This is a genomic window from Streptomyces sp. NPDC007346 (genome assembly GCF_040703535.1).
Classification (GTDB): Bacteria; Actinomycetota; Actinomycetes; order Streptomycetales; family Streptomycetaceae; genus Streptomyces.
Map to the genome: position 1 here is coordinate 1 of NZ_JBEYKR010000218.1, position 8,072 is coordinate 8,072.

Annotated in this window: 7 protein-coding genes; 6 read left to right on the top strand and 1 reads right to left on the bottom strand. The window is 70.4% G+C overall.

The genetic code is table 11. From position 1 onward, the window contains the following. Window positions 1-259 precede the first annotated feature (259 nt). Window positions 260-1,600: a UDP-N-acetylglucosamine 1-carboxyvinyltransferase gene (gene murA, locus AB0917_RS32380; protein WP_356734535.1), complete on the bottom strand. Its 1,341-nt coding sequence runs from the start codon at window positions 1,598-1,600 to the stop codon at window positions 260-262. Between the two features lie 287 nt (window positions 1,601-1,887). Between murA and AB0917_RS32385 the strand changes: the two genes are divergently transcribed. From AB0917_RS32385 to AB0917_RS32410, 6 genes are all read left to right on the top strand, one after another. After that, on the top strand, window positions 1,888-2,448 hold the full coding sequence (locus tag AB0917_RS32385) for a YqgE/AlgH family protein (protein WP_366823281.1): 561 nt from the start codon (window positions 1,888-1,890) through the stop codon (window positions 2,446-2,448). A gap of 41 nt (window positions 2,449-2,489) precedes the next feature. After that, entirely contained in the window at window positions 2,490-2,792 is a 303-nt protein-coding gene (locus AB0917_RS32390) for a DUF3039 domain-containing protein (protein ID WP_015608862.1), read from the top strand. A 317-nt stretch (window positions 2,793-3,109) separates the two neighbouring features. Further along, on the top strand, window positions 3,110-4,414 hold the full coding sequence (locus AB0917_RS32395; RefSeq protein ID WP_366823282.1) for an extracellular solute-binding protein: 1,305 nt from the start codon (window positions 3,110-3,112) through the stop codon (window positions 4,412-4,414). A gap of 2 nt (window positions 4,415-4,416) precedes the next feature. Further along, window positions 4,417-5,403, top strand: coding sequence for a sugar ABC transporter permease (locus AB0917_RS32400; protein WP_366823283.1), 987 nt, complete (start codon window positions 4,417-4,419; stop codon window positions 5,401-5,403). Window positions 5,404-5,507: 104 nt separating this feature from the next. Next, entirely contained in the window at window positions 5,508-6,341 is an 834-nt protein-coding gene (locus AB0917_RS32405; RefSeq protein ID WP_366823285.1) for a carbohydrate ABC transporter permease, read from the top strand. 4 nt (window positions 6,342-6,345) lie between these two features. Continuing rightward, on the top strand, window positions 6,346-8,028 hold the full coding sequence (locus AB0917_RS32410) for a beta-N-acetylhexosaminidase (RefSeq protein WP_366823284.1): 1,683 nt from the start codon (window positions 6,346-6,348) through the stop codon (window positions 8,026-8,028). Window positions 8,029-8,072 lie beyond the last annotated feature (44 nt).

Genomic DNA, 8,072 nt, shown 5'->3' on the forward strand with positions numbered 1-8,072 from the left:
CCGGGGCCCCCGGGGCCCCGGGCCGGCCTCCACGGCCCCCGGGGCCCTGGTCCTCGGGCGGCTACCGCCGGGTCCTCGTACGTCCCTGGCGTGGCACCCGGGCCGCTACGCCCGCCCCCGAAGGACCTGACAGCCCCTGTGAAGCCCGAAAAGCCCGCCGCCCCGGTCCCTGTCGAGGGGCCGGGGCGGCGGGCTGCTCACGAGGTGCGCAGTGCTGTGTGCGGCAGCACTGTGCGCGCGGCCGTGGCGCGCGGGCGGGTCAGACGAGCGAACCGCCCGGCAGCTCCACCTTGGCGCCGAGCTTCTCCAGCTTGTCCATGAAGTTCTCGTAACCGCGGTTGATCAGGTCGATGCCGTGCACCCGGGAGGTGCCCTGCGCCGCCAGCGCCGCGATCAGGTACGAGAAGCCGCCGCGCAGGTCGGGGATGACCAGATCGGCGCCCTGGAGCTTCGTCGGCCCGGAGACGACCGCCGAGTGCAGGAAGTTGCGCTGGCCGAAGCGGCAGTCCGAGCCGCCCAGGCACTCGCGGTACAGCTGGATGTGCGCGCCCATCTGGTTGAGCGCGGAGGTGAAGCCGAGCCGCGACTCGTACACCGTCTCGTGGACGATGGACAGCCCCGCGGCCTGCGTCAGCGCCACCACCAGGGGCTGCTGCCAGTCGGTCTGGAAGCCGGGGTGGACGTCCGTCTCCAGCGCGATGGCGTTGAGCGCGCCGCCCGGGTGCCAGAAGCGGATGCCCTCGTCGTCGATCTCGAAGGCGCCGCCGACCCGGCGGTAGGTGTTGAGGAAGGTCATCATGGAGCGCTGCTGGGCGCCGCGCACATAGATGTTGCCCTCGGTCGCCAGCGCCGCCGACGCCCAGGAGGCCGCCTCCAGGCGGTCCGGGATCGCCCGGTGGGTGTACCCGTCGAGCTTGTCGACACCGGTGATCCGGATGGTCCGGTCGGTGTCCATGGAGATGATCGCGCCCATCTTCTGCAGTACGCAGATGAGGTCCTCGATCTCCGGCTCGACGGCCGCGTTGGACAGCTCGGTGACGCCCTCGGCGAGGACGGCGGTGAGCAGCACCTGCTCGGTGGAGCCCACCGAGGGGTACGGCAGCCGGATCTTGGTGCCGCGCAGCCGCTGCGGGGCCTCCAGGTACTGGCCGTCGGCCCGCTTCTCGATGGTCGCGCCGAACTGGCGGAGCACCTCGAAGTGGAAGTCGATCGGCCGGCCGCCGATGTCGCAGCCGCCCAGGCCCGGGATGAAGGCGTGGCCCAGGCGGTGCAGCAGGGGGCCGCAGAAGAGGATCGGGATGCGTGACGAACCCGCGTGGGCATCGATGTCAGCGACGTTCGCCGACTCGACGTGCGAGGGGTCGAGGATCAGTTCGCCCGGCTCGTCGCCGGGGCGGACGGTGACGCCGTGCAGTTGGAGGAGCCCCCGGACCACCCGTACGTCACGGATGTCGGGAACGTTGCGGAGGCGGCTGGGCCCGCTGCCGAGCAGGGCTGCGACCATTGCCTTCGGCACCAGGTTCTTGGCGCCTCGGACGCGGATCTCGCCCTCCAGCGGGGTGCCGCCGTGGACAAGCAGGACATCGTCTGTGCCGGTCATGTATCTCGCGTTCCGGAGTGGTCGGGCAGGGGGCCAACGAAAAGGGTAATGGCCTCCTACCCCCCTTCCGTAAGGCGAAGGGGGGTGTACGAACGTCATGAATCCGCCACAACACCCTCCGCTCACCCGATCTTGCGGAGGGTCACCGTCCGGATGGCCCCCGCACCCCCGTCGCGCGGTGCGCTCCCCCGTGCCTCCGTGCGCCCTGAGCTGCGCTCGCTCTCCTGAGGTGGTCATCGCGGCCGCTCGGCACCCGCGAGGGACGAAGATGCGGGATCATTTCTGCCATGACGGAGGTGTCCTCGCTCACAGGGCGACTGCTCGTGGCCACACCCGCCCTCGCGGACCCGAATTTCGACCGCGCGGTGGTGCTCCTCCTCGACCACGACGAGGAGGGCTCCCTCGGCGTGGTCCTGAACCGCCCGACCCCGGTCGGCGTCGGCGACATCCTCGGGTCCTGGGCCGGCCTGACCGGGGAGCCGGACGTCGTCTTCCAGGGCGGCCCGGTCTCGCTCGACTCGGCGCTCGGCGTCGCGGTGATCCCCGGCGACGAGGGTCCCCTCGGCTGGCGCCGGGTCCACGGGGCGATCGGCCTGGTCGACCTGGAGACCCCGCCGGAGCTGCTGGGGCCGGCCCTCGGCTCGCTGCGGATCTTCGCCGGGTACGCGGGCTGGGGCCCGGGGCAGCTGGAGGGCGAACTGGGCGAGGGCGCCTGGTACGTGGTCGAGTCCGAGCCCGGCGACGTCTCCTCCCCGCGCCCGGAGAAGCTCTGGCGCGCGGTGCTCCGCCGCCAGCGCAGCGAGCTGGCGATGATCGCCACGTATCCGGACGACCCTTCGCTCAACTGAAGGCCCGCCCCTGCCCCGGGCGCTCTGTACCCTTGGCGGTTATGAGCACTCTTGAGCCCGATCGCGGGGCAGGTACGGGGACCCTCGTAGAGCCGACGCCGCAGGTGTCGAGGGGCGACGGCGACCACGAGCGCTACGCCCATTACGTCCAGAAGGACAAGATCATGGCGAGCGCCCTGGAGGGCACTCCCGTGGTCGCGTTGTGCGGCAAGGTCTGGGTGCCGGGGCGCGACCCCAAGAAGTACCCGGTCTGTCCCATGTGCAAGGAGATCTACGAGTCCATGGGCGCCGGCGGCGACAAGGACAAGGGCAAGGGCGGCGGCAAGGACAAGGGCAAGAAGTAGGGCCCACCCGGCCCCCTCGGCCCTTCGGGCCCCAGGCCCCCGGCACGCGCGGTGACGTGCGTGCCGGGGGCCTTTCGCGTTCCCGGGCACGGCCTTTCGCCCTCCTGGGCACGGTCTCCGCCCTCCCGGCCGCGCCCTTTGGCGCGCCCGGTCACGAAGGGTGACCGGGCGCTCGCGTTGCACGGGCTGCGTCGGCTGGTCACAGAGTGGTGGAGACCACTTGTCGGGCGCCGGAACCGGACCTACTCTCCTGCCAGTTGTGCAGAACGAAACGCACGTTGCACATGATGCAACGAATGACCGGTAGGGGTTCCCGGATGAAGCTTTCTGCCCGAATTGCCGCCCCGGTTGCGGCGCTAGTGCTGGCGGGCCTCACCGCCACCGCCTGTGCGCCGCAGACCTCCGACACCAGTGCGAAGGGTGACGAGAAGAGCGGGACTCTCCGTGTCTGGCTCTTCCAGGAGGTCGGCAACAAGCCCAAGGAGAAGGTCGTCAACGAGGCCGTCGCCGCGTTCGAGAAGCGCCACGAGGGCACCGAGGTCAAGGTCGAGTACATACCCGTCGACACCCGCGCCCAGCGCATCAAGGCCGCCTTCAACGACCCCGAGAGCGCCCCTGACCTCATCGAGTACGGCAACAGCGACACCGCCGGATACGTCAAGGACGGCGGACTCGCGGACGTGACCGAGGAGTTCGGCGCCTGGGAGGAGGCCAAGGACACCGACCCGATCGCCAAGCAGTCCGTCACCGTCGGCGACAAGGTCTACGGCGCCCCGTTCTTCGTCGGCGTCCGGGCCCTGTACTACCGCACCGACGTCCTCGAGGACCTGGGCATCGAGCCCCCCAAGTCCCAGGCCGAGCTGATCTCCACGGCCAAGAAGATCCACAAGGCCAAGCCGGACCTCTACGGCCTCGCGGTCGGCGGCGCCTACACCTACGGCGCGATGCCCTTCATCTGGTCCCACGGCGGCGAGATCGCCGGCGAGAGCGGGGGTACGTACAAGGCGGCCATCAACAGCGAGAAGGCCCGCAAGGGCATCGAGGCCTACACCTCCCTCTTCGGCGACGACAACTGCCCGCCCGCCAAGTGCGCCTCCATGACCGGCAACGCCACCGTGACCGCCTTCGCCTCCGGCAAGGCCGCCATGGCCATCGCCGGCGACTTCAGCCACGCGGCCGTCGAGGAGGGCGTGGTCAAGGGCAAGTACGCCGTCGTCCCGCTGCCCGGCATCGCCCCCGACTCCATCGCCCCCGCCTTCGCCGGCGGCAACAACATCGGCGTACTCAAGAGCAGTTCGCACCGCACCCTCGCCGTCGACCTGATGAAGTCGCTCACCGCCAAGAAGACCCAGGCCGAGATGTTCGACGCGATGGGCTTCCTGCCGACCTACACCGACGTCCTGGACAACGCCGCGAAGAAGCAGCCCTTCGTCGCCCCGTTCGTCCAGACCCTGGGCGCCGGCGCCAAGTTCGTCCCCGCCTCGCCCGCCTGGGGCCAGATCGACGCCTCGCTGGTCCTGCCGACGATGTTCCAGGAGATCGTCTCCGGCCGTAAGGACGTGAAGCAGGCCTCGGACGACGCGGCGAAGAAGATGGACGCGGCGTTCGCCGCCGCAGGCTGACGATGACCACGCACACCACCCCGCTCGAAGCCCCGGCCGCGGGTGCGTCCGCGGCGGGCGCCGGCGCTCCCGCCGGCCGCCCGCCCCGGCGCCGCCGTACCGTCTCGCCCAGGGGGCACTCCGGCTGGACCCCCTGGCTCTACCTGCTGCCCGCCCTCGTCCTGCTCGCCGGGCTGCTCGTCTACCCGATCTACCAGCTCGGCCTGATCTCGTTCCTGGAGTACACCCAGGCCCAGGTCAGCGGCGGCGAACCGACCACCTTCAAGGGCTTCGACAACTACGCCACCCTCTTCAACGACAGCCAGTTCTGGCAGGTCCTCCTCGCCACGGTCCTCTTCGCCGCGGCCTGCGTCCTGTCCACCCTGTTCGTCGGCTGCGCGCTGGCCGTCCTGCTCACCCGCATCCGCGCCCTGCCCCGGCTCGCGCTGATGATGGCCGCGCTCGGCGCCTGGGCCACCCCCGCGATCACCGGCTCGACCGTCTGGGTCTTCCTCTTCGACCCCGACTTCGGACCGGTCAACAGGGTGCTCGGGCTCGGCGACTTCTCCTGGACGTACGGGCGCTACAGCGCCTTCGCGCTCGTCCTCCTCGAAGTCCTGTGGTGCTCGTTCCCGTTCGTCATGGTCACCGTGTACGCGGGCATCCGGGCCATCCCCACCGAAGTGCTGGAGGCCGCCTCGCTGGACGGCGCCTCCCAGTGGCGGATCTGGCGGACCATCATGGCGCCGATGCTCAAGCCCATCCTGATCGTCGTCACCATCCAGTCGATCATCTGGGACTTCAAGGTCTTCACCCAGATCTACGTCATGACCAACGGCGGCGGCATCGCCGGGCAGAACCTGGTGCTCAACGTGTACGCGTACCAGAAGGCGTTCGCGTCCTCGCAGTACAGCCTCGGATCGGCGATCGGCGTCGTGATGCTGGTGATCCTGCTGGCCGTCACGCTGGTCTATCTGCGCCTGGTGCGGCGCCAGGGGGAGGAACTGTGAGCTCGACGACCGACAGTCCCGTACACGACGGCCCCGTACACGACGGCCCCGCGCGCGACAGCTCCGTACACGGCAGCCCCGTACGCGGCGGTGGCGTACGTACGCTGCTGCGCGTCAAGCGGCCCGGCAGGCTGGCGGCCGAGGCCACGGCCCTGCTGATCGCCGTGGCGGTCGCCTTCCCGCTCTACTGGATGGTGCTCTCCGCCTTCAAACCGGCCGGCGAGATCCAGTCCACCGAGCCCCGCCCCTGGACGCTCGCCCCCTCGCTCGACTCGTTCCGCCGGGTCTTCGAACAGCAGGACTTCGGCCGCTACTTCCTCAACAGCCTGCTGGTGGCCGGCACGGTCGTCATCGCCTCCGCGCTGATCGCCTTCCTGGCCGCCACCGCCGTGACCCGCTTCCGCTTCAAGTTCCGCACCACCCTGCTGATCATGTTCCTGGTCGCGCAGATGGTGCCGGTGGAGGCGCTGACCATCCCGCTGTTCTTCCTGATGCGGGACTTCGGCCAGCTCAACACGCTCGGCTCGCTGATCCTGCCGCACCTCGCCTTCTCGCTGCCGTTCGCCATCTGGATGCTCCGGGGCTTCGTCAGAGCCGTACCCGAAGCCCTGGAGGAGGCCGCCTACATCGACGGGGCCAGCCGCACCCGCTTCCTGTGGCAGATCCTCTTCCCGCTGGTCTTCCCGGGCCTCGTGGCGACCAGCGTCTTCTCCTTCATCACCACCTGGAACGACTTCCTGTTCGCGAAGTCCTTCATCATCAGCGACACCTCCCAGTCGACGCTGCCGATGGCGCTGCTGGTCTTCATGAAACCGGACGAGAACGACTGGGGCGGGATCATGGCAGCCTCGACGGTGATGACCATTCCCGTCCTCGTCTTCTTCGTACTCGTACAGCGACGCCTCGTCTCCGGACTGGGCGGAGCGGTTAAGGACTGATCTCATGACATCCAAGAACGCCGAGGTCACGGACGCGGCGACAACCGGGGACCGGGCGGCCACCGGTCTCGTCCCCGCCCCGCGCTCCCTGACCTGGGGGCCGCCGGGAGCGGAGCCGTTCCGGCTGGGCGAGGCGACCGTGATCGACGCGGCGCCGGGCACGGAGGACGTCGCCCGCCTGCTGCGCGCGTCCGTCGGCGCCGCCACCGGACTGCCGCTGGCACCGGGCACGGAGGGCCCCCGCGTGGAGCTGGCGCTCGACACGGCCCTGGCCCCCGAGGCGTACCGCCTGGCCGTCGACGCCGAGGCCGTACGCATCACCGGAGGCAGCGCGGCCGGCCTCTTCTGGGGGGCGCAGACCTTCCGTCAGCTCCTGGGCCCGGACGCCTTCCGGCGCGCACCCCTCACCAAGGGGCGCACCTGGGAGGTCCCGGCCGTGGCCGTCGAGGACGAGCCGCGCTTCTCCTGGCGCGGTCTGATGCTCGACGTCTCGCGGCACTTCCTGCCCAAGGAGGACGTGCTGCGCTACCTGGACCTCCTCGCCGCCCACAAGCTGAACGTCTTCCACTTCCACCTCACCGACGACCAGGGCTGGCGCGTCGAGATCAAGCGCTACCCGCGCCTCACCGAGGCGGGCTCCTGGCGCTCGCGCACGAAGTACGGGCACCGGGCATCCGAGCTGTGGGACGAGACCCCCTACGGGGGCTACTACACCCAGGACGACATCCGCGAGATCGTCGCCTACGCCGCCGAGCGGCATATCCGGGTGGTCCCCGAGATCGACATCCCGGGCCACTCGCAGGCGGCCATCACCGCATACCCCGAGCTGGGCAACACCGACGTCATCGACACCACCACCCTCTCCGTCTGGGACACCTGGGGCGTCAGTCCGAACGTACTCGCCCCCACTGACAACACCGTGCGCTTCTTCGAAGGCGTCTTCGAAGAGCTGCTCGACCTCTTCCCCGCCGAGACCGCGCCGTTCATCCACGTCGGCGGCGACGAGTGCGTCAAGGACCAGTGGAAGGCCTCCCCGGCCGCCCAGGCCCGGATCGCCGAACTGGGCCTCAAGGACGAGGACGAGCTCCAGTCCTGGTTCATCCGCCACTTCGACACCTGGCTCACCGAACGCGGCCGCCGCATGATCGGCTGGGACGAGATCCTCGAAGGCGGCCTCGCCGAGGGCGCCGCGGTCTCCTCCTGGCGCGGCTACGCGGGCGGCATCGCGGCCGCCGAAGCCGGGCACGACGTGGTGATGTGCCCGGAGCAGCAGGTGTACCTGGACCACCGTCAGGACGGCGGCCCCGACGAGCCGATGCCCATCGGGTACGTCCGCACCCTGGAGGACGTCTACCGCTTCGAACCCGTTCCGCCGGGCCTCTCCGAGGAAGCCGCCCGGCACGTCCTCGGCACCCAGGGCAACGTGTGGACCGAGGTCATGCAGAACCGGGCCCGCGTCGACTACCAGGTCTTCCCGCGCCTCGCGGCCCTCGCCGAGGTCGCCTGGACGCCGCTGCCGGCCCCGGCCGAGCGGGACTTCGCCGGATTCGAGGCCCGCATGACGGACCATTACGCCCGGCTCGACGCCCTCGGCGTCGACTACCGCCGGCCGGGCGGCCCGCTGCCGTGGCAGCGGCGGCCCGGCATCGTCGGTCGCCCGATCGAGGGAGCGCCGCCGGTGGTGTGAGCCCCGGAGCCCGCGCCGGGCCCGCGCCGGACACACTCCGGCGC